This is a genomic window from bacterium, from assembly GCA_035691305.1.
Taxonomy (GTDB): domain Bacteria; phylum Sysuimicrobiota; class Sysuimicrobiia; order Sysuimicrobiales; family Segetimicrobiaceae; genus DASSJF01.
The window spans coordinates 216,730-242,476 of the sequence record DASSJF010000082.1 but is presented as its reverse complement, the minus strand read 5'-3'; the positions used below and the strand labels follow the sequence as shown (position 1 = coordinate 242,476).

The window sequence follows — 25,747 nt, the reverse complement described above, 5'->3', positions numbered from 1 at the left end:
GGCCGCGGCCGGCCGTGGCGCGCGGCGCCGGGCCCCGACCGAGATGGCCGACCAGATACGAAACGGTGGCGCGCAGCGCCTCGCGCGGCACGATCATATCGACGAGGCCGTTCCGGAACAGCGTCTCCGCGCGGTGCGAGTCGGGCGGCAGCGACGCGCCCGTGGTGTGTTCGATCACGCGTGGACCGACAAATCCGATCTGGGCACCGGGCTCGGCGATGATCACGTCGCCCAGGGTCGCGAAGCTGGCCGTGACGCCGCCAAAGGTCGGATCGGTCAGCATCGAGATGAAGGCCAGGCCGTGGCGATCGTGGCGGGCGGCGGCCGCGGCGACCTTCGCCATCTGCATGAGCGAGAGCATGCCTTCCTGCATCCGGGCGCCGCCGCTCGCCGCGACGGTGACGACCGGGATCCGGCGGCGCGTCGCCTGCGCGAAGGCGTTCGCGACCTTCTCGCCGACCACCGAGCCCATCGTGCCGCCGAGGAACTCGAAATCGAAGACGACCAGGACGACCGGCCGGCCGCCGATACGGCACAACCCGGTCGTCACCGCCTCGCGGAGGCCGGTCTGCCGGCGCGCCTCGATCAACCGCGCGCGATACGGCTTGCGATCCATGAACTGCAGCGGGTCGACGGAGATGAGCCCGCGGTCGAGCTCGCGGAACGTTCGCGGATCGGCGAGCATCCGGATCCGGGCCGGCGACGGCATCGCGAGGTAGCGGCCGCACCCGGCGCAGACGTACACCCGCTCCTCGAGGGCCTGCGCCGGATGCTCGAGCCGGCACGACGGGCAGACAACCGGCGCCGCGGCGGGCCGCGGCCGGCGGAGCACTAGACGACCCCGGCGGCCCGCAGCGACTCCACCTGCGCGGCCGCGCACCCGAGCTCGCTCAGCACGGATGCGGTGTGCTGCCCCAGCGTGGGCGGCGGCGTCCGCACGGCGCCCGGCGTGTCGGAAAATTTGAGCGGGACGCCGTTCACGCGGACCCGTCCCGCGCGCGGGTGGTCGACGTCCACCACCATCTCGCGGTGCAAGACTTGGGGATCCGTCATCACCTCGTCGATGCGCGAAATCGGCCCGGCGGGCACGCCGGCCTCGAGGAGCCGCGCGAGCCACTCCGCGGTGGTGCGGCTCCGAAAGACCGGATCCAGCGCGTTCAGCAGCTCGCGGCGGTGCTCGACTCTCGCCGCGTTCGTGGCAAACCGAGGGTCGTCTACGAACGGCACCTCGAGCGCCCGGCAGAAGCGCCGCCACAACCCTTCGCTGCCCACCGTCACGGTGACGTAGCCGTCTTTGGTCGCGAACGGCTGATACGGCACCAGGTTCGTGTGCGCGGAGCCGACCCGCGGCGGGTTGTCCCCGGTCGCAAAGTAATTGGCGGCCATGTACGTCATCCACGCCACCTGGCCGTCGAGCATCGCCGCGTCTACCCACTGCCCCTGCCCGGTCCGGTCGCGCGCGCGCAGCGCGGCGAGAATGCCGTAGGCGGAAAACATCCCGGCGCAGATGTCGGCGACGGCGACACCCACCCGCATTGGATTGCCGTCCGGCTCGCCCGTGATCGCCATCAGCCCGCCCATCCCCTGCACGATGAGATCATAGGCGGGCCGCTCGCGGTACGGACCGGTCTGGCCAAACCCCGAGATCGAGCAGTACACGAGGCGCGGCAGCCGCGCCCGCACCGTCCGGTAGCCGAACCCCAGCCGGTCGATCGTGCCGGGCCGAAAGTTTTCGACCAGCACATCGGCGCGGGCCAGCAGCCGCCACAGCAGCTCCCGGCCGCGCGCGTCCTTGAGGTTGAGCGTGAAGCTCTCCTTGTTGCGGTTGATGCAAATGAAATAGGCGCTCTCGCCCTCGATGAAGGGCGGGCCCCAGCCGCGCGTGTCGTCGCCGCCGTCGGGGGCCTCGACCTTGATCACCCGCGCGCCGAGATCGGCCAGCATCATCGTGCAATACGGACCGGCGAGCGCCCGCGTCAGGTCGGCGATGAGCAGCCCGTCGAGCGGCCCCGGGGCTGCGGCCCGGCCCGACGCGTCGCCGCCTCGGGCGGCGGTCACTTCTGCACGAAGGCGAAGCAGCGGCAGAACGCCGCCTCGCCGCCTTTGAAGCGGAACGGGAAGGCGCCGAACCACACGCGCATGTTCAGCACCTCGTCGATCATGCCGCCCACGTTCTCGACGTGGAAGACGCCCTTCGGGAACAGGTACGTGTGCGTGGCCTGGTAGGCCTCGGGCCACGGGAACGCCTCGTCCATCGGCATACCGATCTTCTTTTCCACCTCCGGCACGAGATCCGGCCGCGCCCGGCGGACGTTCGTGTTGAACGGATGGTCCGTCGAGATCGCGTCGACGGCGAGCCAGCGGATACCGCGGTCGAGCACCCAGTCGCAGAACTCGAGCTGCGGGCCGGGGTGTTTGAGGAACGCCCGCGGCAGGTCGGGCTTGTCGCGGTTGCGCGCCTTGTACCAGTCCTCGTTGTAGTAGTGATGGTAGCCGGTGTGGATGACGAGGATGTCGCCGCGCCGGATTTTGACCTTGTGCTTGCGCTCCCAGCGCTCGAAGTGCTCCGGCCCGTAGATGTCGTAATCGCCGACGCCGAACTGGGTCAAATCGACGATGCACGCCGGTCCGAGCAGCGACTCGAGCGGAATGCCGGCGACGTCCGGCCCCGGGTCGTTGAAGTGCAGCGGCGAGTCGAGATGCGTCGCGATGTGGTTGGTGCTGCTGATCAGCTGGGCGTTCACGCCCTCGAACGCCATCTTCTTGACCCACTTGATCGTGGGACCCTCGTAGAACGCGAACGGCGGCGAGTCCACGCTAAAATTTTGGGACAAGTCCAGCACGCGGACCCGGCTCAGATCCGCCGCCTTGAACGCCATGGGCCATGCCTCCCGTCCGAATGGTTTGAGAAACGTGCGCGACTACGGGCTGCGCAAGAGAGTTCCACTCCGCGGCGCACGAATCATCCCGGGCCACCGCCCGCGGCCGGCGGCGTCCGCGCCTCTGCGGGCAGGCGCGCGGGTACAATCAAAGAGATGCTAACGCTCTTTGTCGCCACCGAACAGGGGCTGCTGGTCGTCCACCACGCCCTCGCGTGGACCGTCGAGCGTCATCTCGAGCAGCGCGCCGTCGAAAGCGTCGCCGTCGACCCGCTCGTTCCGTCCAACATCTATTGCGGTACGCTCGGACACGGCCTCTGGCGGAGCGACGACGCCGGGCGCTCGTGGGAGGAGGCCGGCCCCGGGATCACCCATCGGGACGTGATGTCGGTCGCCGTCAGCGCGACCGAGTCCGAAGACGGCCCCGCCGTCGTGTATGCCGGCACCGAGCCGAGCGGCGTCTTTCGCTCGGTCGACGGCGGCGCATCGTGGACGCAATCGGGCGGACTGCTCGCCCTCCCGTCCAGATCGACCTGGAGCTTCCCGCCGAGACCGGAGACCCATCACGTCCGGTGGATCGAGCCGGATCCCGTCTCCACCGGGCGGCTCTACGTCGCGATCGAGGCGGGGGCGCTTGTGCAATCGCCCGACGGCGGGCGGACGTGGGAAGACCGCGTACCGGGCGGACCGTACGATACGCACACCGCGTCCACCCACCGGCTCGCGCCCGACCGCGTGTACTCGGCGGCCGGCGACGGCTACTTCGAGAGCCTGGATGCCGGCAAGACGTGGACGCGCCACATGCAGGGCCTGCGCCACCGATATCTGGTCGGCATAGCGGTCGAGCAGGAAAATCCTGACAACGTGATCGCGTCCTGCGCCGAGGGCCCGTGGAGCGCCTACGATCCGCCGCACGCGGAAGGATACGTCTACCGGCGATCGGGCGGCCGCCCGTGGCAGACCGCGATGGACGGCCTGCCGGCGGCGGCCGGGACGTCTGTGTCCCGGTTCGCGGAACATCCGGACGCGCCCGGGACGCTGTACGCCGCCAACAACCACGGCGTCTTTCACACAACCGACGCCGGCGGCCGGTGGACCGCCCTCGACATCCCCTGGCCCCATGCCGCGCTCGACGGCGGCGTCGAGGCGCTCGCGGCGCTCGTCGAGTAGTCGTGCTAGGAACCGGTCCGAACTTGTCCGGGGGGTGCCGACTTCCCGCGCGGAACGTCGTTGGCGTCGAGGTTCTGCATGATAGGGCTATCCTTCGCAGTGTGTCGCAGCGCGTCGAACCCCAGCCCGAGGAAGACCTCAACGACACGGGGATCAAACTGCGACCCCGCACACCGCCGTAGCTCGCCGGTCGCTTCCTCGTGGGTGCGCGCCCCTTTGTAGGGTCGGGCGTCGATCATCGCGCTGTAGGCGTCCACCACGGCGAGGATACGCGCTCCGAGCGGGATCTGCTCGCCCGTCAGGCGGTCCGGGTAGCCGGCTCCGTCCCACCGCTCCTGGTGGTGACGGACGAGCTTCGCCACCCCGCGCATCCGGTCCACGGCGCTCAGAATCTCCTCCCCGATGACGGGGTGCCGGCGCATCACCGTCCATTCCGTCTTCGTCAACGGCATCGGTTTGCGCAGGATGCGGTCGGGAATGCCGATCTTGCCGATATCGTGCAGCCACGCGGCTCTTCGGATGTCCTTGATCTCCGCTTCGCTGCAATTGAGCTTAGTGGCAACAGCTTCGGCCCACCGCGCGATGCGTTCGCTGTGATCGGCGGTGTACGTATCGCGAGACTCGACTGCCGTCGCCAGGGCCACGACCATTTGCAGGTACGCCTCTTCGAGGTTCTGGTGCAGCCGGGATCGCTGGATCGCCGTACCCCCCATATTGGCGATACCTTCGACGAGCCGCACCTCGCCCTCGGCGAACGGCTGACCGTGCGGTGGCCTGAGCCGGGCCAGCGTGAGTGTCCCCACCACCTCGTCTTCGGCCCGCAGCGGAACGATGGCCATCGGGCCGAGCCGCTGGTACGGAGCGCGGTCCAGCCATGCCGACGCATGGAGGTGAAAGTCCGCGACGACGAACGGCTCGCCGGTGCGCACCACTTCCCCGGAGTGGGAGTCCTCGACCGGGAATGTCGACCCCGCCTCCTCGCCGGGCGCCCCATGCGTCGAGACTCGAGTGAATGTGCGTCGTTCGCCGTCGAGCAAGTTGACGGCGCCGTGTTGGGCTCCTAGGAGCGCCATCGCCGAGTCCAGGAGATTGCGATAGATCTGCTCCGGAGTCTGGGCGACCCGCAACGACTTGCTGAGGTGGTAGAGATTTTCGAGTTCGGCCATCCGTTGCGCGCTGGCGTCGTGGAGGTACGCGTTCTGGAGGGCCACCGCGGCCTTCTGTGAAAACGTGTGAAAGACGTCCTGTTCTGCGTCCGCCCACGTCCGCGGCGTGTCATAATAGCAGCCGGCCACGCCGATGACCTGGCCCTCATACACGAGAGGCCAGGCGCCAAGCGCGCGGTAGCCCTCCTCACGGGCGAGGCGAACGAGAGGCGACTCCGGCGGGAGGGCGTGGATGTCGGAGACCAGCATGGGTTGCGTTTCATCCATATGTTGGCCCCAGGGCAATACAAGGCTGCGGGGATCCGTCGCCGGCAGCGCCCGGCCGCGCGAAAGTTCCTCGAGCCACCGGATCATTTTCGGTGCATAGCCACTCGACAGCGCGTGTGACCATCGGCACGTCACCGTCCCGTCGCCTTCGTAGAGATACACCGCGGCACGGTCGGCCCCGCTCAGACCCAGCGCGGCCCGCCCAATGACCTCGACCGTCTGGGCGACCGTGAGTCGGCGATTGAGCGCAGGGCCCAACGCCAGCAACCGACCCATCATCGAGGCGCGGGTGCGAAGAGCCTCCTCGGCGCGCTTCCGCTCGGACACGTCCCGCGCCACAACGAGGACCGCGGGACGCTCCGCTAATTGGAAATCGTGGGAACTGATCTCCACATCGATCAGCCGGCCGTCTTTCGTCCGGTGCTGCCACTCGCCCGCCGATCGCAGGCGGGGACGCGTCTTGTTCATGTATCGGTGGAGACGATCGACTTCGTCGGGCGGGCGGATGTCGCTGATCCGCATCTTCAGAAACTCCTCCGACGAATAGCCGTACAATGCGACAGCCGCGTCGTTCACCTCGAGAAACCGGAGCGTTTCGGGATCAAAAATCCACATGGGCAGCGGGTTGCCGGCAAACATGAGCCGGAACCCCGCCTCGGTTCTACGCGTCGTCTCCCTACCCGTCGCATCCCGCTCGGCGATGACGCTGACCAGGGGCAGGGCAAGCAACGCCGTGACGCCCATGAAAGCCTGCAACTGGAGCAGTGAGTCGTTTGGCGTCGCGCCTATGAAGGGGCCGCGGCCCTTCACGGTGCCCCATACGGCGAGCGTGGCGAGAAGCGCGATGACCGTTGCCGTCTCTCGCCGGTCAAATCGGAAGGCGGCCCAGACCAGAAACGCCGTCGTGAGGTACGCGAATGGGAATACACCACCGAACACCACCGCGCTCACCGCGAGCAGGCCCAGGAGAAACAGGGCGCGTTCGAGCGCCGCTGACGCACTCAATCGGACACGCGGATGCCTGGCCCATAGGATGATGAGGGGTGCGGCGATCAGCACGCCGGTGGCATCGCCCAGCCACCACGTCAGCCAGATTTGCCCGTAGTCGGCCCAGCGCGCGAAACCACCGAGCGCCAGGCTCGTGGGGCCGACTGTTGCGGCGATCATGGTGCTGAGCACCGCGGCCAGGAGGACGAATTTGAAGACGTCCTGAGCACGATCGAACACGTCGCTGCCCCGGGCGCATCGGTTCACGAGGTACGCCCCGACGAGCCCTTCCAACATGTTTCCGATTGCGATGCCGAGCGACGTCCAAACGGTCCCCGCGGTTGTAAGATTGGCCAGAAAGGCGCCGACGAGGATCCCGGGCCACGTACCATAGCCAATCAGAAGCAACGACGAAAGAGCGATGCCCGAGGAAGGCCACACCGCCGTGGCGCTCGGGTGGAAAAAGGCCAGCCTGAGCCCCAGTTTCGCGGCGGCGAAGTAGACGGCGGCCACCGACGCAACGGTGACCGCGCGGCGTGGTGTGAAACGGACCATCATCTGCGCAGACGTCATGGACCGTATCCCGCCTGGCCTGCCGTCCTTCCGCGCGGGCGCGCCGGCGGCATTACTCAACGGCATAAGCCGAGTACGCAATGTTCGCGCGGCGTAGACGACACGCCGAACGAGGCACGGCGTCACGCGTTTGCAGGGTGAGAATGGACCCGGTGTCGGGCTTCCGTCGGACCGCGCCTCGCCTGGCCCACAATCGTGCGTCATACCCTTCGACCGGTAGTCTTAGACAAATCGATGGAACCTTGGTGGCACCTTAACACCGGGTCGGCCCAATCCGGAAGCAAAATGGTCTGTCGAGATATGCCTTCGCCCTGGGCAAAGCGCTCTAACAGATTGGAAGACCCGCGCCTCTGCGACCGGGATGATCACATCCACAAAGCAACGCGATCAACTAGGCTTTTGAGCTGTTCTCTGCCATGGCCCGCAGCGCCGCCTCAAAACAGATTCGCGGGGGATGAACGAGTCCGGCGCCGACCTGGCCGATGCCGGCCTTGCGGTGCGCGATACCGGTGTTGATCCGCGGCAGGATGCCGGTGCGGATGACCTTCCGGACGTCGACGCCGGCCGGCGTGCCACGGAAATCGAGCGCGGGAATGCGATATGCGTCGTGCTCGACGAGCGTGATCTCGTACATTTCGAGCGTCGAGTTGACCGCGTCCTGGACGGTCCCCCCGACGAACGTGACAATGGCGGGCGCCCCGGCCATCGCGAAGGCCCCGATCCCTGCCGTCTCGGTGATCGCCGAATCGCCCATGTCCGGATTCCCGTCCTCCGCGGTGAACCCCGGAAAGTAGAGGCCGCGCGGCACCGCGGCGGGCCCGACGAACCACCGCTCCCCCAGCCCACTCACCCGAATGCCGAACTCAGTGCCGTTTCTGGCCATGGTGGTCACAAGCGTGCTGTGCGGGATGCCGTGCGCGGCGTCCATCGTCGCCTTACACGCCGCCATCACCGGGTTCAGCATCGCGATGTCGTTGCCGGCGAGAAACTCGAGGATTTCGGCCTGCCGGTCCGCGGACGCCCCGGTGCGGACAATGTGCGGGCCGAGCAGCCGGCTCAACAGCGCGGACCCCGCTTTGTTGCGGTTGTGGCCCTCGTCCCCCATCTGCAGCGCCTGGGCGATCAGGGCCTTCATGTCCAGTCCCCCGGCCAGCTCGAGGGCCCGTCCGACGACCGGCCCGAGCGTCCGCTCGAACCACCGCAGGCGGTCAACCACGCTCCGGTCGTACGCTCCGTACCGCAGCACCTTGCCGTAGCCCTCATTAAATGTGGTAAACGCTCGGGTGCCGCCGGCCCGGTTTTCCACGATGCAGACCGGCATCGACGCCGAGATGATACCGGCCATCGGCCCGACGGCCCGGTGGTGGTGGCAGGGTTCGAAGCGGATATCCCCGGAGGCGGCGAGGGCTTCGGCCTCTCCTTCGGTTTCCGCCCGCCGCTCGTAGAGCAGCGCTCCGATCACGGCGCCGCGCACGGGTCCGGACATCCGCTCCCACGTGATCGGCGGCCCCGCGTGCAACAGCAGATCGTCCGACAGTGCGGGGATCACGTCGCGCGCCCTGGCTACGCCGACCAGCACGGGGGTGGCGGCGAGGACCCGTGCCATCGCTTCCCGGTTGGCGCGGTCGATCAACTCTCCCGCCGCCGTCGTGTTCACGTCAGCCGCTCCAAGAGATCCAGCAATTCCGAATCCCCCGAAGCGGGCGGCTGCCAGTCGACGTCGATCACCGGAACCTCCTGATCGCGCAGGCTGTCGGCGAAAACGCTGAGCCCGACGTTCACCACGTGCGGCGGCCCGGCCAGCAGCGCGTCGGCGCCCGGGACACCGCCCGCGGGCGAGCCTTGTGCGGCCACGGGCGGACCGGACCCTCGGGCGGCGGCCGTCAGCATCGCGGACAGCGCGTCCGCATCGAAAACGCGGGCGGCGATCGCGCCGGCGAGCAGCGCGGCTCGGGCGTTGCTTTCCTCGACGAGCACCCCGGCCGATTCGAGGCGCGCCACCTGCCGGCTTCGCTGCTGCGGATCCTCGTCGGTGCCGCAAACGGACGCGACGACGGCCAACCTGCGCCCGGCCGCCTGAGCGGCCGCGCGCGCGGCTGCGATCACGGGGGCGAGCGCGCCGGCAGGGTCGGGATGAACGCCGAGTCCGATGACAACGTCGAGCAGCAGCACCGCCGCCTCGGAATCGGCGGCCTCCTGCCTGAGGCGGGCCGCGCGGAGCGTCATGTCGAGCATCGGGTGCAGACGGCCCACCGTGAACAGATCGTCGCCGAGATCGAGGATGGTGTGGCCGCGGCTGGGCCCGGCGCCTTCGTGGCGCCGGGCCCGGACGGCGCTGACGTTGGTGAACAATGGGCGCAGCGTCTGCTCGAGCAGCACGACCGCTTCGCCGGCCAGCGTGCCGCCGCTCATCAATCCGCGCAGGTACTGCTGCGACGGAGCGAGCGTCCTCGCCCCCCCGCGGGCCCGTGCCGCGATACGCTCGAGTACCGCGCGGTCGTCCGCGAGAACGGCCGTTTGTCCCGGTGGCGCCGCGGCGAGCCGGGCGGCGTCCTCCAAAGTGTACACCTGCCGGACGCGCGGCGGAGCCGCGACCGGTTCCCCGCCGGTGAAGATGACAATCACCGGCTTGCCGAGCGACGCCGCGTCGTCGAGCAGCACCGCGGCAACCGGCGTCGCCGGCGGCTTCGAGGCCACGACGACAATGCGCGTCTCCGGATCGCGACCGAGGATCGCGAGCGCCCTGCGGGCCGTGGCACCGCCGACCGCCGCCGAGAGATCTCGTCCCCCCGTGCCGAGGGCGTGCGAGATCCCGCCGCCAAAGCGGTGCACGAGCGCGGCCACTTCCTGGATGCCCGTCCCCGAGGCACCCACGATCCCGACCGCGCCGCGCCGGACCCGGTTGGCGAACCCGAGCGCGGCGCCGCCGAGCAGGACCGTCCCGCAGTCCGGTCCCATCACCAGCCGCCCGGCCGCCGCCGCGTCACGCTTGAGCGCCACTTCGTCGTTGAGCGGGACGTTGTCGCTGAACAACATGAGGTGCAGGCCGGCGCGAAGCGCTTCCCGGGCCGCGCCCACCGCGAAGCGCCCGGGCAGCGCGATGAGCGCAAGGTTTGCTCCGGCGAGCAGCCGCGCGGCGGTCGCCACCGAGCGTGGGAGGTACGAACCCTCGGATGCCCCGGCGCGGGGGCGGTGCGCGAGCAGCTCGTCGACAGCCGCAACCGCCGCGTCCACTTGGGCCGCTTCCGAGCCGCGCACCACTACGATGAGGTCGTTCGCCCCGATCGCCGCCGCGGCGGGCCGGCCGGCCGGCGCGTCGAGGTTCGTCGGATCAAGACCCGCCTGCCGAAGAAGTTCCAGATTGGCGGGCGTCGCCATGACGGCGCCCGCCTCTTCGATGCCGGGCAAGGCGCGCAGCGCCTGCTGCACGCGCATCAAGGCCGCGGAGTCGTGGTAGGCGCTGGGCCGCACGGTACCTCGGACGATCATCGGGGTACCACCAGCATAGCGGGGTTATCCATTGCCCGTGTGTTCGACGAGGGCCAGACGCGGCCTTGCGCCTCCACAGGTGCGAAGGTCCGGATGGAATCCCGATCGAGGTGCGCGCGCCGCTCGACCATCGCTAATCACTTGGCCGTCAGGTCGCTCTGCTATAGTGATCCTGAGTTCCGCGCCAGCCCGGGCGGCGGAGGTGACGGATGACCGGCTATGTGATCGTGAAGTGGTTCCACGTCATGATGGCCATCACGGCCCTCGGTGCGAACCTGACGTACGGGCTCTGGTTCACGCGCGCCGGCCGCGAGCCGCAGTACTTCGGTTTCGTCATGCGGACGGTCCGCATCCTCGACAACCGGATCGCCAACCCGGCGTACGGCCTGCTGCTGCTGTCGGGCTTTGCCATGACCGGCATGGCGCACATCCCGATCAGCACGCCCTGGGTCCTCACCGGACTGATCCTCTGGGTGCTGCTCATCATCATCGCCGCGGCCGGCTATACGCCGGCGCTTCGACGCGGGATCGAGGCCTTCGATGCCGGCGGTGCCGCGTCACCCGCGTTTCAGCAGGCCGCGGCCCGCGGCAGAACCCTCGGCATCCTGCTGATCCTCATCGCGATCGTCATCGTGTGGGTCATGGTGGCCAAGCCGGGCGGCTGAGCGCGGCGGCTATTGCTGCGGACGGTCGCCGATCGTCACCTGCACTTCCTCAAGCCTGCCGGCGCGAACAAAGCGAACGCTCTCAGATGCCCCGATCCGGTCCTCTGTCAAGAGGCCCATGAGCTGGTCCGGCCGGGACACCGGGCGTCCGCCGATCGAATAGATGAGGTCGCCGATCAAAATCCCCGCACGCTCAGCCGGGCTGCCCGGCTCGACCTCGTGCACGAGCAGCCCCGCGCGCCCGCCGACGGTCGATTCAAGGGCCGCCGGCACGGGCACGGTTTGCGCGGCGATGCCGAAGTACCCCCGTCTCACGCGCCCGTGGGCCAGCAGCGTATCGACGACGCGGCGAAGCGTGGATGTCGGGATGGTCAAGACGGTACCCCGCTGCAGCCGCGCGGTGTTCACGCCGATCGCCCGCCCTTCCGCGTCGATCAGCGGACCGCCGGAGATGCCGAACGCCGGCTCGATGTCCGGCTCGATGTACCGGTCGATCCGGCTGCCGCCCGGCACGCCCCATTCCTGCCCGACCGTGCTCAAGATGCCGAGCCGGGCCCGCATGGTTCGTCCGGGACGCGCCAGCGCGAGCACCAGCTGCCCCACCTTCAGCCCGTCGGCATCCCGCCACCGCGCCACCGGAAGCGCACTCGCCCGCACCCGCAGGACCGCGAGATCGGTGCTCCGATCCCGGCCGGCCAGGGTCGCCGCCAGTTCGCTGCCGTCGCTCAGCGTAACCGTGAGCTCGCTCTCTCGCCGCGCCACGCGGGCGGTTGTCACAATCACCCCGTCCGCCGACCACACGACACCCGTCGCGGGCCGCCGGCCGCCGGACACGCGGACGACGGCGGCGCTCGCCGCGTCGACCGCGCCGGAGAGCGCGTCAGATACTGCCGTCAAAGAACCTGCCAACTCGAATCACCCCATTCGCAAAGAATTCAAGCCTCTTACGACTTGAAGCGTACCCGGCCGGGCCGGGGCGGCACATCCACCGTTCGATCAGGTCAGATCGTGATGAGTCCGAGCCGGGCGGCGCGGACGACCGCCTCCGTGCGGCTCTGCGTGTTCAGCTTGCCGAGGATGGTGTGCACGTGAAACTTGGCGGTGTGCTCGGTGATCCCGAGCCGCTCTGCGACCGCCTTGTTGGCGAGGCCTTCGGCCATCAAGACCAGGACCTCCCGTTCGCGCGGGGTGAGAGTCTCGACCGGCGCCTCCTCCCCGGCGTCCCCCACCGCGGCCGCCGCGGCCTCGGGGAACGAACGGTCCAGCGCCAGGAGTCCGCCGGCCACCGCCCTCGCCGTGAGGACCAGCCGCTCGGCATCGACGGCAGGCGGAAGCAGACCGGCGGCGCCCGCCGCGAGCGCGCGAATCCCGTCGTGCTCGTCGCCCGCTATCGCGACGATCGGAAGGCGCACGGGCTGCGCGTCTGCGAGACGCGCCAGGGAGGCATCGGCATCTTCGCCCAAATCCCAGACGACCACGTCCGCCCGGGCGGCCTCCGCGAGCCCCTCGACGTCGGCGTGGGGCGCCGCTTCGCCGGCGACTACGCAATCGTCGCGATCGGACAGACGCGCGGCAATCTCAGACCGCGCCTCGGAATCTTCCGCAATAAGCATCAGACGGATGAGGTGATCAGCCATGCTGCCTCGCTGCTGCGCCGAACGCCCCGGCCGCCGCGCGGATTCCCGGAACGGGGAAAGACCTCTGGCGGGACGCCATGTGGGCGCGCCGCACGCAGCCTGCGGCCCCCGGTCGACGAGAGGACCCCGCCGAGCTCGGTGGAAAGTGCAGGGACCATGAGTGACGCGGCAGCCGCGCTAAGCGGCGTTCGGGTCGTCGATCTTACCCAGTTCGAGGCGGGCACCTCCTGCACGGAGACGCTCGCCTGGCTCGGCGCGGACGTGATCAAGGTCGAACCGCCGGGCCGCGGCGAACAGGGCCGCGGCGCCTCGACCGACGTCCCCGGCCTTGATTCGTACTATTTTCTGCTGCTCAACGCCAACAAGCGATCGATCACGCTCAACCTGAAGCACCCCGAAGGCGGCCGGCTGCTCGCCCGCTTGATCGAGCAGGCCGACGTCTTCGTGGAAAACTTCGCCCCCGGCATCATCGAGCGGTTGGGCTTCGGCTACGACGCCGTTCGGCGGCTCAACCCGCGCCTTATCTACGCGCAGGTCAAGGGCTTCGCGCCCGACGGCCCCTTCGGCAACTTTCCGGCGTTCGACATGATCGCGCAGGCGGCCGGCGGCGCGATGAGCCTGACGGGCCTGCCGCACGATCCTCCGGTAAAGCCGGGCCCGACGATCGGCGACACCGGCGCGGGGCTGCATCTGGCGATCGGCATCCTCGCCGCCCTGGTGCAGCGCGGGCGGACGGGCACGGGCCAGCGCGTCGAGGTCGCGATGCAGGAAGCGGTGATCAACTACTGCCGCATCTCGTTCGCGCGCCAGCTGCTCACCGGTCACGCCGCGGAGCGTTGGGGCAATCAGAGCCAGCTGGGCATGACGGCGCCGAGCGGCATCTACCCCTGCCGTCCCGGCGGGTCGAACGACTACGTCTTCATCTACACCACGCGCGCCGGCAACCACCAGTGGGAACGCCTGCTGGACGTGATCGGCCGACCGGACCTCAAGGGCGACCCGCGGTTCGTGAACCCGGTGCAGCGCGCCGCCAACGCGGCGCCGATCGACGAGGCGATCTCGGCGTGGACGCGACGGTACACGAAGCGGGAGGCGATGGAGCGACTCGGGCGGGCGGGTGTCCCGGCCGGGGCGACGTTCGATACGCTCGAACTCACACAAGACGACCACCTCAATCGCCGGGAGGCGATCGTAACGGTGGACCATCCGACGCGCGGGACGCTGAAGATGCCGGGGTGGCCGGTCAAGATGGAGCAGTCACACGTCGGCGTGACCGCGGCACCGCTGCTCGGCCAGCACAACCGCGACGTGTACACCGAGTTGCTCGAGCTGCGCGAGGATGACATCGCCAAGCTCCACGAACAGGGTGTGATATGACCGGCAACGAGATTCTCGCGCGGACGCTCAAAGACCACGGGGTCGAGGTGATTTTCTTTCTGATGGGCGGCCCCATGATCGACTGCGAGAACGCGTGCGGTCAACAGGAGATCCGGATGATCGACGTCCGGCACGAACAGGCCGCCGCGATGATGGCCAACGCCTACAGCCGGCTGCGCCGGCGCCCCGCGGTGTGCATGGCCTGCAGCGGCCCGGGCGCCACCAACCTCGTCACGGGCGTCGCCAACGCCTCCGTCGACTCCGCGCCGGTCGTCGCGATCGGCGGCTCGACGCCGGTTTCTCAGTCCGGGATGGGCGCCTTCCAGGAGACCGATCAAGTGGCGGTGTTCCGGCCGATCACCCGCTGGGCGGAGCGCTGCTACGATCCGCGACGGATTCCCGAGCTCGTCGCGACGGCGTTTCGCCACGCCTTTGGATCGCGGCCCGGTCCTGTCTACCTCGACATGCCGGGCGACGTGTTGTACCGCGAGGTCCCCGACGATCAGGTGCGGTGGACGGCGGCCCCGGGCGGCCGGCACCGGCCGCAGGGCGATCCGGCGCTCGTCGAGCGGGCAGTCGGCCTCATCGCGGCGTCCGAGCGCCCCGTTGTGATCAGCGGCAGCGGCGTGCTGTGGGCCGAAGCCGAGCCGGAGCTGCGCGCGCTCGTGGAGCAGGCGAAGATCCCGTTCTACACCACCCCGCAGGGACGCGGGGCCATCCCCGAGGACCACCCGCTGTCGTTCCTCGGCGCGCGGAGCGCCGCGTGGCGCGACGCCGACCTCGTCGTGCTGGCGGCGACGCGGCAAAACTACGTGGTCGGTTACACACGGCCGCCGCGCGTCAACCCGAGGGCGAAGCTGATTCAGATCGACATCGATCCGGCGGAGATCGGCCGCAACCGGACGCCCGACGTCGGCATCACGGGCGACGCGAAAGCGGTGCTGGCGCAGCTTATCGCCGCCGGCAGCGGCCGCCTCCGTCCGGAGCGACGCGCGGGCTGGATCTCCGGCCTCGCCGGCGAGGACGAAGAGAAGCGCGCGGAACTCGAAAAGCGCATGTCCTCCGGCGCCACCCCGATCCACCCCCTTCGCCTCTGCAAAGAGGTCCGCGACTTTCTTCCGCGCGGCGCGGTGCTGTGCGTCGACGGCCAGGAGATCCTCAACTACGCACGCAGCGCGATCCCATTCTACGCGCCGCACAGCCTGAACTCGGGACCGTACGGCTGCATGGGTGTCGGGCTGCCGTTCGGCCTCGGCGCCAAAGCCGCGATGCCGGACGCGCTCGTCGTAGTCCTGCACGGCGACGGCTCGTTTGGGCTCAACGCGATGGAGATGGACACCGCCCTGCGCCATCGCCTGCCGGTGATCTGCATCATCTCGAACAACGGCGGGTGGACGGCGACCGATCGGCCGAAGACGGGCCGCGACCTCGGCTTCACGCGCTACGACCTCATGTTCGGCGCGATCGGCTGCCACGCCGAGTACGTCGAGGACCCCGGGCAGATCCGGCCCGCGCTGGAGCGCGCGGCGGCAAGCGGAACGCCCGCGGTCGTGAACGTAATCACCGACCCGACCGCGCGCGCTCAGACCGCGCGGTACGCGGACTACTCCACGTAGCGCCGCGGCATCCGGCCGGGGCCCGACCTCGACAATCCAGCCCCTGCCGTATGGTGCCGCCACCGACGCGCCGCCATACTGGGGGGACAAGCGCGACACAGCCGGGCCGAGGAGGTCGATTACGGTCCCTGTTCCCGGAACACCGGGGTCAAAGCGGCGGCTACCGGGCGGATCCCTGGGGCTGCAGGCACGCATTACGCTCAGCGTGGCGGCCGCCACCGCGGTCATCCTCGCGGTGTTTGCGGTCATTGCGGTACGGGCGGTGCAGGAAGCCACGTCCACCGTGCTTCAGCAACGGGTCCGCGTCGCGGCGGCGCTGACCGGCGGCATCGCCGCGATCCTCGACGGGTACCGGCACGAGCTCGACGACTTGGGCTGGGAGCTCTCCCAGGAAACCTCGCCCGAGCGCCGGGCGGCGGTCCTCGAGAATTCCGAGTGGGCCCGCCGGTTCTCCGGCCTCGCGATCGTGCGGCCGAACGGCCGCGTGGTCTGGGCGCAGCCCGCGGCGTGGTTCGCTTCGATGTCGCCGGATCTGGCCGCGGCGATCGAGGGCGCCGCGGCCAGCGGCGCGGCTCCGCTGCCGCCGACCCGCGTCGCGCCGGCGGTCCGCCTGACCGCGCTTACCGTCCCGCTTGCGGGAGGCGATGTGCTCGTCGGCGCGGTCGATCTGGAACGCGTGGCGCTCGCCGGGGCCTTCGACGAGCGGGGGGGACGCCCCGTCGACTTCGAGATCATGGACCCGGGCGGGACCGTGCGCGCAGCCGCGATCATGGCGGACGTCGGCCGCCCGAGCGAGCATCTTCCCATGCTGGCGCCGCTGGTGCGGCCCGGGCAGAACGCGATCGTCCTCCACAACGTGCCGGGCCATCCGCACTACGTCGCCTATACGCCGCTGACGGGATTCCCGGGATGGGCCGTCAACCTCGAAGAGCCGCGCGACGTCGTGCTCTCGCTCCCGTACGCGCTCCTCGCGGGACTGTTGGCGCTCGGCGCGGTCATCGTCGGGGGTATGTCGACGCTGGCGTTCTTCGACACGAAAGGCGTGGTCCGACCGCTCGCGCGTCTGCGCAGCGCCGCCGAGCACATCGCCGGCGGCAATCTCGAGGACGCGGTGCACGTGGAGCGCCGGGACGAGGTAGGCGCCCTCGCGGAGACCTTCGAAGCGATGCGGGTGACGCTGCGGACATCGCGCGAAGAGATCGCCGCCTGGAACCGGGAGCTGGAGAGCCGGGTGGCCCGCCGCACCCAGGAGCTCAGCGCCGCCCACGCCCTCCGCCGCCAGCTGCTGGAGCGGATCGTCGTCGCGCAGGAGGATGAGCGCCGCCGCGTGGCGCGAGAACTCCACGACGAGATCGGTCAGGGCCTGAGCGCCCTGGTACTCCAGCTCGGCGCCGTCGAGGGGACGCTCCCGCCCGAGGACGGCGCCGCGCGCTCGCAGCTCGCAGCGATCCGCGTCGAGACCTCGGAGATGATCGGGAACGTGCGGCGGCTCATGCTCGACCTGCGGCCCGCGGTGCTGGACGATCTCGGACTCGTCCCGGCCATCCGCTGGTGCGCCGACTCCCACCTGGCTCCGGCCGGCATCGGTCTGCGCATCACCGTCTCCGGACTGGCCGAACACGATCGCCTGCCCCGCCGGCTCGAACTGGTGACGTTTCGTCTCGCCCAGGAAGCGATCACGAACATCATCCGGCACGCGCAGGCGCGGCATGTCACGATTTCCCTCGCGCGCGCGGACGGGTCGCTCGAGCTGGTCGTCGTCGACGACGGCCGGGGCTTCGACGTCGAGCGGCTGGCGGTGCCGCGCGAAGAACGCGGCTGGGGCCTCGCCGGCATGCGCGAGCGGGCCGCGCTGCTCGGCGGGACGCTGTCGGTGACGTCCCGGCCGGGGGAGGGCACGCGCGTGTCTGCCAGGATTCCGGTGGAGGAGACGCCGGGTGCCGATTAGGGTGCTGATCGCGGATGATCACCGGATAGTCCGCGCGGGCATCCGGGCGTTTCTCGAAGGCAAGTCCGATATCGCCGTCGTCGGCGAGGCCGGGACGGGCGAGGAAGCCCTGGCGATGGCACAGACCCTGCGCCCCGACGTAGCGGTGATGGACCTCAACATGCCCGGCATGGGCGGGCTCGAGGCGATCCGCCGAATCAAACGCGAGGCCGCGGAGGTGCACCTCGTCGCCCTTACCATGCACGGCGACCAGCGCTTCTTTCTGGAAGCCCTCGCGGCCGGCGCCGAAGCCTACGTCCTCAAGGGCGCCGACCCGGCCCAGCTGCTGGAGGCCGTGCGCGCCGCGGCGGCCGGGACGGCCTATCTCACGCCCGAGCAGGCGAAGCGGATGCTGACCGAGTTCCGCCGCGCGGGGGAGCGCGAAACCGAAGGGGCCGGGCCGGGCCTCACGGGACGCGAGCGCGAGGTGCTCACCCTTATCGCGCAGGGGCTCACCGGAAAGGCGATCGCCGAGCAGCTCGGCCTGAGCCCGAACACCGTGGAGCGGCACCGCACCAACATCATGAACAAGCTGGGCCTGCACAACCGCGCGGAGCTCGTCCGGTTTGCGATCCGCGAGCGGCTGATCGACAGCGAACCGCCCGAGCCCTAACAAACGGACGGCGGCGGGCGCGTATCCCCGCCGCCGTCCGTGGTCTACCGCCCTAGAACGCCCACCAGGTGAACAGCAGGAGCGTGTTGTTGTCGCTCGCGTTCCGGCCGGAGCCGTCGTAGTTCGTCGTCCCGCCGTTGAACATCAGGTAGTCCGTGTACTGCAGTCCGATCCGGACGTTGAGCCACGGATAACCTGGGTGGCTCACGTCGCTTCCGAACGGGGTCCAGTCGACCTGCGCGATGATCGCCTGCGAATTCGGGCTGCCGTTGGCGCTGCCCGTCAGCGCAGCCGGCGCGTAGAGGCCCGTATCCGTACTCCCGGTCGTGCTGGTGAAGGCCAGCGTGGCCCCGTACCGGCTGTTCCAGTAGTACGATGCCGCGATGCGGAACTGCGTCAGATTGTTGGTGGCGTTGGCCGACAACCCCGCCGCCGACGACGCCGCCAGGTTTTGGTTCTCGAACAGGACGTTGCTCGTGATTGCCAGGACGTTGGCGCCGTATGTGCGCTGATAGGTCGCGTCGATTCCCCAGTCAGTGAACGAATTCTGGTCGGTTGGGCTGTTGGCGCCGGGCACGTTCCGCAGCGGCATGTTCATGTACACGCCGCCGATTTCGAGGAAGTTCGGGCCCCACGACTGCTGGTGCGCCAACCGGAAGTAGGGCGCCCCGCCGACGATCGTGCCAAAGCTCGAGGCGGCGATGTTCATCGTCGTGAGCGTGTTCGGGTCCCACGATTGGTAAAGGCCGGCCTCGACATACCAGCTGTTATCGTACAGTGCGTACAGCGTTGTCCCGTAGACGGTCGTTCCGAGGCCGGCGATCGCCGGGTTCGCGGCCGGGAACGGTCCGATAAAGGGAATGATGTACGGGAACGCAAAACCGTTGTAGAGCGTGTTGTAGGGATCCCCCGCCCCCGGCGTATTGTTGAAGTGAAACCCCACCAGCAGCGAGTGGTTCTTGATGGTAATGGGCTTCGTGATCGCGAGGTCCGACGTGGCCTCGGACGCGAACATCGGCCCGCCCGGCGCCTGCAGAAGCCCGATCTGCTCGAAGCCGCCGATGCCGTACTCGCCCTCGAACGAGTGGCCGCCCGCGATGAAAATCGACGTCCCGCTGCCGAGGAGGTTGGAGAAGTTGTTGGTGTTGCTGTACCCGCTGGGGGGGGACGGCTGGTCCACCGCCTGGGTTTGATAGCTCGGTGACACGACGAGGTTGAGCGGGATGTGCGCCCAGGGGCCGGTCCCGCCGCCCCACGTGTAGCCGTTTGCCCGGAACGCGATCCCGAACGGCGTGAGCTGGGGGCCAAAGCCGCCCACGTGGCACGCACTGCACGGCGCGCCGGTTTGCGCGGCGAAGCTCGGCAGCGCGTCCGCCGGCCGCGCCCACACGCAGAGGGCGAGTAGACCGAGCGTGGCAAGAAGGACCGCGCGGGAACGAAGCGCGCGGAGGAGTGTCGCGTCGAGCACGTAGCGCGTAGCAGGCACCATGGCCCCCCCTTGCGTGCGTAATCTCAGACGAGTCTCAATTCTACGTGCTGTTCCGGCAGTCCTTACGGGGCCGTCACGATCAGCTTGCCGAACATCGTGGCGTGTTTTAGCCCGCAGAACGTCGTGCACATGTAGAGGTAGGTGCCCGCCTTGGGCGCCGTCACCGTGAGCTCCATCGACTTGCCGGGAATCAAGGCGGTCACCTGCGCGTCCAGGCCGATGATCCGGAACCCGTGCACGACGTCGTCGGACTCGAGCCGGATCCGGAACGGCACGCCCGCCTTCGCGTGCAGCACGTTGGGCGCGTACTGCCACTGCTGCGCGTGCACCACGGCGACATTTCGATCCATGTATCGGCCGTAGGCCAGCACGGCCGCCGGGCCGATCGCGAGCGCCACGACCGCGACCGCGAGCGCCGCGAACTCGCCGATTCCGATCGCCCGGAGCTTGAACAACCGCTGCCGGGTCCGCTTCGATACCGCCTGCATGAGGGTTCGCATCTCGGCCTCCTTTAGCCGACGAACAGCCAGAGAAACGCCGCCGTGATTCCCGCGAGCAGGACGATCTGCGGCAGCACCGCGCGCGCCGCGGCGGCCGGCGCGGGGAACGTCTGCCGGGCGATCTTGCGCGCCACGTCGACCGAGTAGACGAACCCGAACAGCAGCGCCGCGGCCTGCAGCGCCGGCATCCAGCTCGTCAGCACCGGCGTCCACGCGAAGTGCGCCGTACCGAAGAGGTTCCAGCCCCAGCCGAAGGGGTCGGAGATGATGCGGATCACGTACGAGCCGTTGGGCAGCAGGATCGCGAAACTGAAGCCGATCCACGCGAGGAGCCCGATCGGCACCAGGTGATAGGTGAAGTTGGTGAACACGCGCCGGAACGGCACGGTCCGCCCCGCGAGGCGCCAGGACAACCACGCGGTGGCGCCGTGCACCGCGGGCAGGACGCCGGCCAGCAGCGCGATGAGCCCGCCGGCGAAGAGCGCCCAGCCGCCGAGCGACCTCAGGTTTGCCATGTCCTTGAGTGTGCCCCACGGCCCCATCATCGTCGCGGAGTACACGCCGGCCGCGCCGAGCATGATGAAGGCCTTCCACGACTCGTCGAGGCCGCGGTGGGAATCCACGAGCAGATCCGTGCCGAACGGCCGGGCGAACAGACCCATGTTGTCGTGCGAGCAGCAGCGGAAACACTCGAAGCACAGTCCGCAATAGGTATTGCGCTTGAGGCTGGTCGGCTGCTCGAGCCACGGGCAGCCGTGACCGGCCATGCTGCCGAGAATGCACTCTTTGGACTTGTGGCCGACGCAGACCGGCTGGCTCCTGGGCCGGATCTCGATCGCCGCGAAATTGGCGTACAGGCCGAGGAAACCGCCCACCGGGCAGAGGTAGCGGCAGAACGTCCGCCGCTCGTAGACCAGGAAGAGCGCCGTGCCGAGAATCATGATCGAGCCGAGCAGCGCCACGGTCGCCCAGGGCCGCGTCGTGATGATCCCGCTGAACGCCGCGACGCCGAGGAAGACGACGTTGACGAGCCACATGCTGCGCAGCTTCTTCGGCCACTTCAGGGACAGCCCCAGCGGGCGGTGCCACCGGCGCTTGACGATCGAGAACCGCTGCACCCACTCGCCGAGCACCGGAAGCGGGCACATGCCGCACCACAGGCGAGAGGCGAAGGGCACGAGCACGAGCATCAGCGCGGACCACCAGAGGATCCAGATGAAGACGATCGCGATGTTCGCGTTGCCGACGGGCGTGCCTACGACGCCCGCGGCGAGGATCACCAGGAACAGGAACAGGTTGAGCGCGGTGGGCACGAAGGTCGTCCAGCGGCTCCGCAGCAGGCTGCGAAGCCACGTCGCCTTCGTCAGCTCCAGGCGGGCGTCCACCGGCACGAGCCCGAGGAACGCCTCGCGCGGAGCGGCCGGCATCTTCGCCGTTTCGACGGCCTCAGCTATCGCGGTGTTCCCCACGATCCGCTTCCCGCCGCTCATCGTCCGCGTCCCTCCTCCCACGCCGCGAACAGCGCGGAGGCGCCGACCATACCGACGGCCAGCAGGCCGAGCCGCAGCGTGACGTTGGGCTGCACCCGCAGCCAGCCGATCATGTAGGGGTGGAACGCGCCACACGTCACGGCGCACCGGAACATCCAGCGTCCGCTGCGCGTGGCCACGAACTTCACGGTGATCGTTTCGCCGGGCACGACGGTCTCTGTGACGTTGTAGCCGTCGAGGTAGAACCCGTGCGTCACGTCGGTGGCCTTGATGACGATCGTGACCGGGTCGCCTTCGTTCACGGTGACCACGCCGGGCGTGTAGCGCCACTGCGACGCCTCGAGCGTGATCGTCCGCGGATGCGGCAGCGGCGACGCCCCCAGCCGGACCGCGAAGAGGCCGGCTGCGAGGAGCGCACCGCCAACCGCCACCGCCAGGAATCGCCGCCTTCTCATCATGCCCGCCTCCCCTCCACTCGGTGGGATCGGGCCCGGCGGCTCGCGCTGCGCGGCCGCCGGGCCTCCCGTACCTCTATCGGCTCAGTTCGAACCCACGGTGAGAGTCGCCGCACCGGCCGGGGTGACGCTGGGTGCCTGGGCGTCGGGCGAGACGACCAGCTTGTCCCACATCCCGGCGATGGCGTGGCCGGACACGCCGCAGACGAACTCGTACGTGCCGGGCTTGCTCGCCTCAAACGTGAACGTCTGCTTCGCGCCCTTGGGAAGCCCCGCCGAAAGATCTTTGGTAGTGGCTCCCGAGAACACCGGAGCTCCGCCCGGCGCCGGCTGCTTGTCCGCGCCTACCGCCAGCACGGCCACGCTGTGCGGCAGGTCGTTCGCGTTCGTGAAGTGCACGGTGACCTGCCAGCCGACCGGGACGGTGACCGTCATGCCGCCGTTCTTGTAGCCGTTGAAATCGAACCCGCCGCCGCCGGCGTCCTTGCCGGCCACGATCGACACGTCGACCGCGTGTGCCGCCGCCGCGAGGCTCGCCGTCCCGGGGACCAAGGCCGCGGCGCCGCCGATAATCGCCACCGCCAGCATCCGCCGCATCACTCTTGCCAGACCGGCTGTTTTCATGGTCTATCCTCCTTTGGTCTCCCGACCGCGTGTCTGGGGCTGCGGTACGGGTACGGCTGTTACCGGCACTGTAGCCCCCTGCGCGCCGGCGGCCATCCCCAAAGGCCGCCACCGCCGAATGGCGATTTCCTGTGAGAAGGCATCGGGCGGCCGCCCGATGTCCGCTTCCCGCATGAACTGCTCCCGGCTGCACAGAAGTACCGCGAGCATGGTGACAAAATCATGACTAAACGAGTCGGGTTTGTCGGGTTGGGCCGAATGGGACAGCCGATGGCGCGGCGGCTGCTCGCCGCGGGCTACCCAGTCACGGCCTACGACATCCGGGAGGACGCCGTGGCGGCCGCGCGCGCCTCCGGCGCCGCGGCCGCCACGAGCGTCGCCGGTGCCGTCGAGGGCGCGGATACGGTCATCACGATGCTGCCCGACGGCCCCGCGGTGGAGCGCGCCGCGCACGGCGCCGATGGCCTCCTGGCCGCGGCACGCGCGGGGCAGACGCTCCTCGAAATGACGTCCTCGCACCCATGCGTAACGCGGAAACTCGCGGCCGACCTGACTGTCCGCGGCGTGGGGACGCTCGACGCGCCGGTCTCAGGCGGCGTGCGCGGCGCCGAACAGGGCACGCTCTGCGTCATGGTGGGCGGCGCCGCGGCGCTGCTGGACTCGCAGCGGCCGGTGCTGGAGTGCTTCGGCCGGATCGTCCACGTTGGGGACGCGCCCGGCGACGGCGACATCGTCAAGACGATCAACAACCTGATGTCGGCCGCCACGGTTTGGAGCGCCGTCGAGGCCGTGGCGCTCGCGCGGCGCGCGGGCGTCGCGCCCGAGCGGATGCTCGAGGCCGTCAACCTCTCGAGCGGGCGGAGCAACACGACCGAGAACAAAGTCGCGCAGTACATGCTGCCGCGCCGCTTCACCACGGGCTTCACGGTCGCGCAGTACCTCAAGGACCTCGACATCTGCCTCGACGTCGCCGCGGGACTGGACGTGCCGATGCTGCTCGGCGAGGCGCTGCGGCAGGCGTGGCGTGCGGCCGCGCAGTCCGGGCTGGCCGCGGAGGACCACACCGCGCTCATCACCTTGGTCGAGCGGTGGCTGGGAACCACGTAGCGGGCCGGCCCGCCGCGCGAGGGGGCGCGACCGCGCTCCGCCGGGCGCGCATCGCCCGCCTCGCCACCGCCGACCGCCGCGGACGGCCGCATGTCGTGCCGATCTGCTTCGCCGAGACCGGCGGCCGCCTCTACTCCCCGATCGACGAAAAGCCCAAGCGCGCCGCGCCGCTACGCCTGCGGCGCGTGCGTAACATCGCCTCGAATCCGCACGTGGCGGTGGTGATCGACGCGTACCGGGAAGACTGGCGGCGCCTGTGGTACGTGCTCGTCTTCGGGACCGCGCGCGTCATCAAGCCGGGCGTCGCGGAGCACACCCGGGCGCTTCGCGCGCTGCGGCGGAAATACCGTCAGTACCGGACGATGCGCCTGGAGCAGCGCCCGGTGCTCGCGATCACGGTGGACCGCACCGTCACCTGGCCGCGTACGGCGCGTACTCGAGCACGCTGAGCCCGCGGTAGCGGTCGATCGCGTAGACCAGGCCCCGGGCGTCCACGAAGATGTCGTTGGTCTGTACCGCCGGCTCGCCCTCCGGCGCCGGCGGAACGTAATAACCCACCTCGCGCGGCAGGTAGGGATCGGAGACGTCGACCGCGCGCACTCCGCCGCTGAACCACGCAAGAAACACGATATTGTCCGGACCGACGTGCTCCCACGGCTGGTGCGCCCCGAAGCGGCGGCCCGGTACGACGAGCCCCGCGGGATCGGCCTGGTACGTGGCCACGGGCACAGGCCGCGACTCGTTCGTGATATCGAGCACCCACATGAACGCCGGCGGGTCCTCGAGCACGTCGTCCGTGACGTCTTCGTCGGTCACAACCGCGAAGCGGCGGCCGCGGATCGCGTGCGGCAGCGGCAGCACCGTATGCGTCGGCGACGTGTACGGCGGGTTCCAGGCGGCGGATCCGATCGTCCGAGGCGCCCGGTGATCCGCAATGTCGAGGATCACGGCGCCGGCCTGCCCGCATGCCGCGTACGCGCGCTCGCCGCGCGCCAGCACAAGATGCACCCAGTAGTGCCGCCCGCCGGACGGCGGCTGCTCCCCGGCGGCGACGTGCTGTCCGGGCAGCCACCACTGCCCCACCATCTCGGGACGCTCCGGGCGCGCCACGTCGACGATCGTCAGGATGTTGGTGGAAAAACCCTCCCACTCGGTCGAGAGGAATACGCGGGTCCCGGCGAGGTCGAACCGGTGGACGCCGCGCGCCGCGGTCGCAACCCCGCCGATGAGGCGCGGCTTCGCGCGGTCGGCGATATCGTACAGCACGAGACCGACCGGGGGCCGGCCGGCGCGGTCCGCCCCGGCCCGATGCGAAGAAAAACGTTCGTGATTGACCAGCATGAGGTCGCCGAGCACGCGCACCTTGTGCGAATGGATGTTTTCCGGGATGGAGATCTGCGAGGCGAGCTTCGGCGCGCGCGGATCGGAGACGTCCACGATGCTGGTGCCGTACGGCGGCGCCATGTGGCCGACATAGGCCCAGCGGCCGTCGACGACGACCTGACCGCCCCCGGGAATGTCGAGGTAACCGATGCGGGTGAACTGCGACGCGCGCGCGCCATCGCGCTTTTCCAAGGGGAACCGCTCCCGACGAGATGAGCCGTGTCGTGGGGTGGTACGGCGGGCCACGCGCGACTTCCTCGGCCGCGGCCCGCC

22 protein-coding genes are annotated in these 25,747 nt (G+C 69.6%); 8 read left to right on the top strand and 14 right to left on the bottom strand.

Annotated elements, in window-relative coordinates; all coding sequences use genetic code 11:
- The 3 genes from VFL28_16675 to VFL28_16665 form a co-directional block, all read right to left on the bottom strand.
- On the bottom strand, positions 1-832 hold an 832-nt coding region (locus VFL28_16675; GenBank protein HET7266302.1), incomplete at its 3' end, for an acetyl-CoA carboxylase carboxyltransferase subunit beta.
- Complete coding sequence (locus VFL28_16670) at positions 832-2,058, bottom strand: CoA transferase (protein HET7266301.1); 1,227 nt, start codon at positions 2,056-2,058, stop codon at positions 832-834. The genes VFL28_16670 and VFL28_16675, both read right to left, overlap by 1 nt.
- On the bottom strand, positions 2,055-2,879 hold the full coding sequence (locus VFL28_16665; GenBank protein HET7266300.1) for a cyclase family protein: 825 nt from the start codon (positions 2,877-2,879) through the stop codon (positions 2,055-2,057). Before VFL28_16665 ends, VFL28_16670 begins: the two co-directional genes overlap by 4 nt.
- 156 nt (positions 2,880-3,035) lie before the next feature.
- On the opposite strand from VFL28_16665, the gene VFL28_16660 reads away from it, so the two are divergent.
- Positions 3,036-4,049: a hypothetical protein gene (locus tag VFL28_16660; GenBank protein ID HET7266299.1), complete on the top strand. Its 1,014-nt coding sequence runs from the start codon at positions 3,036-3,038 to the stop codon at positions 4,047-4,049.
- Between the two features lie 5 nt (positions 4,050-4,054).
- On the opposite strand, the gene VFL28_16655 is transcribed toward VFL28_16660, so the two are convergent.
- The 3 genes from VFL28_16655 to fdrA form a co-directional block, all read right to left on the bottom strand.
- The gene (locus tag VFL28_16655; protein ID HET7266298.1) at positions 4,055-7,042 is read right to left on the bottom strand and encodes an MASE1 domain-containing protein; all 2,988 of its coding nucleotides are present in this window, start codon (positions 7,040-7,042) and stop codon (positions 4,055-4,057) included.
- A gap of 391 nt (positions 7,043-7,433) precedes the next feature.
- Entirely contained in the window at positions 7,434-8,699 is a 1,266-nt protein-coding gene (locus VFL28_16650) for a DUF1116 domain-containing protein (GenBank protein HET7266297.1), read from the bottom strand.
- Positions 8,696-10,531, bottom strand: coding sequence for an acyl-CoA synthetase FdrA (fdrA, locus tag VFL28_16645; protein HET7266296.1), 1,836 nt, complete (start codon positions 10,529-10,531; stop codon positions 8,696-8,698). Before fdrA ends, VFL28_16650 begins: the two co-directional genes overlap by 4 nt.
- Positions 10,532-10,740: 209 nt before the next feature.
- Between fdrA and VFL28_16640 the strand changes: the two genes are divergently transcribed.
- On the top strand, positions 10,741-11,196 hold the full coding sequence (locus VFL28_16640; GenBank protein HET7266295.1) for a DUF2269 family protein: 456 nt from the start codon (positions 10,741-10,743) through the stop codon (positions 11,194-11,196).
- Positions 11,197-11,205: 9 nt separating this feature from the next.
- On the opposite strand, the gene VFL28_16635 is transcribed toward VFL28_16640, so the two are convergent.
- Together VFL28_16635 and VFL28_16630 are read right to left on the bottom strand one after the other, a co-directional pair.
- Entirely contained in the window at positions 11,206-12,093 is an 888-nt protein-coding gene (locus VFL28_16635) for a trypsin-like peptidase domain-containing protein (protein HET7266294.1), read from the bottom strand.
- Between the two features lie 104 nt (positions 12,094-12,197).
- Complete coding sequence (locus VFL28_16630; protein HET7266293.1) at positions 12,198-12,833, bottom strand: response regulator transcription factor; 636 nt, start codon at positions 12,831-12,833, stop codon at positions 12,198-12,200.
- A gap of 156 nt (positions 12,834-12,989) precedes the next feature.
- On the opposite strand from VFL28_16630, the gene VFL28_16625 reads away from it, so the two are divergent.
- From VFL28_16625 to VFL28_16610, 4 genes are all read left to right on the top strand, one after another.
- Entirely contained in the window at positions 12,990-14,210 is a 1,221-nt protein-coding gene (locus VFL28_16625) for a CoA transferase (protein ID HET7266292.1), read from the top strand.
- Positions 14,207-15,826 (top strand): thiamine pyrophosphate-binding protein, encoded by a 1,620-nt coding sequence (locus tag VFL28_16620; protein ID HET7266291.1) that lies wholly within the window; start codon positions 14,207-14,209, stop codon positions 15,824-15,826. Before VFL28_16625 ends, VFL28_16620 begins: the two co-directional genes overlap by 4 nt.
- Positions 15,827-16,031: 205 nt before the next feature.
- Entirely contained in the window at positions 16,032-17,774 is a 1,743-nt protein-coding gene (locus VFL28_16615; protein ID HET7266290.1) for a histidine kinase, read from the top strand.
- The gene (locus VFL28_16610; protein ID HET7266289.1) at positions 17,764-18,426 is read left to right on the top strand and encodes a response regulator transcription factor; all 663 of its coding nucleotides are present in this window, start codon (positions 17,764-17,766) and stop codon (positions 18,424-18,426) included. The genes VFL28_16615 and VFL28_16610 overlap by 11 nt, the downstream gene beginning before the upstream one ends.
- Positions 18,427-18,478: 52 nt before the next feature.
- Here the strand turns inward: VFL28_16610 and VFL28_16605 are convergent, their stop codons facing one another.
- From VFL28_16605 to VFL28_16585, 5 genes are all read right to left on the bottom strand, one after another.
- A complete protein-coding gene (locus tag VFL28_16605) occupies positions 18,479-19,915 on the bottom strand; it encodes a hypothetical protein (protein ID HET7266288.1) in 1,437 nt (478 codons plus the stop codon).
- Positions 19,916-19,977: 62 nt separating this feature from the next.
- A complete protein-coding gene (locus tag VFL28_16600) occupies positions 19,978-20,415 on the bottom strand; it encodes a cupredoxin domain-containing protein (protein HET7266287.1) in 438 nt (145 codons plus the stop codon).
- 11 nt (positions 20,416-20,426) lie between these two features.
- Complete coding sequence (locus VFL28_16595) at positions 20,427-21,905, bottom strand: 4Fe-4S binding protein (GenBank protein ID HET7266286.1); 1,479 nt, start codon at positions 21,903-21,905, stop codon at positions 20,427-20,429.
- Positions 21,902-22,363, bottom strand: coding sequence for a cupredoxin domain-containing protein (locus VFL28_16590; protein ID HET7266285.1), 462 nt, complete (start codon positions 22,361-22,363; stop codon positions 21,902-21,904). The genes VFL28_16595 and VFL28_16590 overlap by 4 nt, the downstream gene beginning before the upstream one ends.
- 81 nt (positions 22,364-22,444) lie before the next feature.
- The gene (locus tag VFL28_16585; GenBank protein ID HET7266284.1) at positions 22,445-22,984 is read right to left on the bottom strand and encodes a sulfocyanin-like copper-binding protein; all 540 of its coding nucleotides are present in this window, start codon (positions 22,982-22,984) and stop codon (positions 22,445-22,447) included.
- Between the two features lie 141 nt (positions 22,985-23,125).
- On the opposite strand from VFL28_16585, the gene VFL28_16580 reads away from it, so the two are divergent.
- Both VFL28_16580 and VFL28_16575 read left to right on the top strand, forming a co-directional pair.
- Positions 23,126-24,091, top strand: a complete 966-nt coding sequence (locus VFL28_16580; GenBank protein ID HET7266283.1) for an NAD(P)-dependent oxidoreductase — start codon at positions 23,126-23,128, stop codon at positions 24,089-24,091.
- Positions 24,073-24,540, top strand: coding sequence for a TIGR03668 family PPOX class F420-dependent oxidoreductase (locus VFL28_16575; protein ID HET7266282.1), 468 nt, complete (start codon positions 24,073-24,075; stop codon positions 24,538-24,540). Before VFL28_16580 ends, VFL28_16575 begins: the two co-directional genes overlap by 19 nt.
- Here VFL28_16575 and VFL28_16570 read toward each other — a convergent pair.
- Entirely contained in the window at positions 24,503-25,666 is a 1,164-nt protein-coding gene (locus VFL28_16570; GenBank protein HET7266281.1) for a hypothetical protein, read from the bottom strand. The genes VFL28_16575 and VFL28_16570 overlap by 38 nt on opposite strands.
- Between the last annotated feature and the right edge of the window lie 81 nt (positions 25,667-25,747).